General features: G+C 59.5%; 2 protein-coding genes. Both read left to right on the forward strand.

Annotated elements, in window-relative coordinates; genetic code table 11:
- Positions 1 to 357 precede the first annotated feature (357 nt).
- The gene (locus tag BM357_RS18770; protein WP_074956933.1) at positions 358 to 891 is read left to right on the forward strand and encodes a hypothetical protein; all 534 of its coding nucleotides are present in this window, start codon (positions 358 to 360) and stop codon (positions 889 to 891) included.
- Between the two features lie 13 nt (positions 892 to 904).
- A partial coding sequence (locus BM357_RS18775) for a thioredoxin domain-containing protein (protein WP_074956931.1) occupies positions 905 to 1404 on the forward strand: 500 nt, incomplete at its 3' end.

Consider the following 1404-nt stretch of genomic DNA (forward strand, 5'->3'; position numbering starts at 1 on the left):
AAAAGGCACGGCAGTTGGTGTGGCGCCGAGGCAAGGTAACACGACGGAAAGAGGCGGCGAAGGTTGTGTGGACGCGCGGGGACTTGCCGCTGCCGTTGAAAGTGTACGGGGAGAACTGGAGTTTTGAGAGTGGCATACACCTGGATGTCCGCCTACGGCGAGGTAGGGCAGTGCTGACGAAGGCTGGCCGGTTCCGGAGGCCGGGGCGGTACCGGGTGGCAGGATTGAGGCCGGGGCGGTACACAGTGCAAGAGAGACGGCTATTGCGTCGGGATGACTGAGTCCTGGCGCTCTTATTTTGCCCTGCAAGCCGCGTTGGAGTGGAACCAGTTTCAAAAGGGAGGGGGGTTCTTGCAGATGCGCAAGGTTGTCCGAACAGGAGCGGTCTTGGCTGTGGCTGGAGGGTTGCTTGTGGGGTGCGGAGGGGCGCCCACCAATTCAGCGACGCCCGACAACGCAGTGGCAAACAGTGCGGTGGCGGCGCCGATCAAATCCCTGCCATCCAGCGTTGAATCGCATTTGTCTTCGTATTCCAGCCGGATCCAAAAAGTGGACAAGCTCCCGGTACAAGTCCCGTCGAATGTGGATCGGGTGCTCGTGATTAGTCCCGCCGTCGGGTACGCCATCTCACAATTCCAATCGGTCTGGCCTAAGTTGGACCCCAAGCCCGCGGTTGTGTGGACTGGGATGACGGAGGCGCAGACAAAGCAGATGTGGTCGAAGCTGGGTTATCACGGCGATCCACTCCCAAGCCCGGTAACGCTGTACGACAAAGCCTCAGTGCCAGTCCCAGCGGCATACCGGAAGGTATCGGGCGGCTGGGAAGAGGTGCCTGGAGTGCTCAAGAGCAGCGAAGTCAACCAATGGGTGAATTTCTTCTCCAAGAACTGAGGAGGTCTTATAAATGCGCAAAGACAAGGTGATTGGTGCGGCAATTGGGGTGGTCGTGGTGCTGTTGGCCGGGGGTGTCGGCTATGAGATTGGGCACCATACCGGGGTCTCACGCGCATCAATTCCGGATAACGCGATTGCCAGCTCCGCGAATTCACAGTCAGTGTCAACGTGGAAGGGACTTGCACAGGCCGCTCCGAACTTGGAGTCGGCCATAAAGGACGCCCCATTGCTGGCGGCGAATGGCGCGGTCGTGCCGTTTCCGGCGGACAAGCCCGTATTGGTGTTCGCGCCATGGTGCGGGCACTGTCACGAAACGATTCGGTTGTTGCAGCAAGAAGGGCTGTTGGACAGAGTTAAGCTGGTAGCGGCAGGACTTGCTTACGGAGGCAGCGGGTCATCCGGATCGGTAGGAACGATGACGCTTGATGAGGCCAAACAGACGGTGCAGGAGTCTTTTGACCGTCTCGGCGTACACATGTCGGCAGACAGCGTGTTGTACGCCCTGCCTGG

The sequence above is a fragment of the Paenalicyclobacillus macrosporangiidus genome (assembly GCF_900116805.1).
In the GTDB taxonomy this organism is placed as follows: domain Bacteria; phylum Bacillota; class Bacilli; order Alicyclobacillales; family Alicyclobacillaceae; genus Alicyclobacillus_H; species Alicyclobacillus_H macrosporangiidus.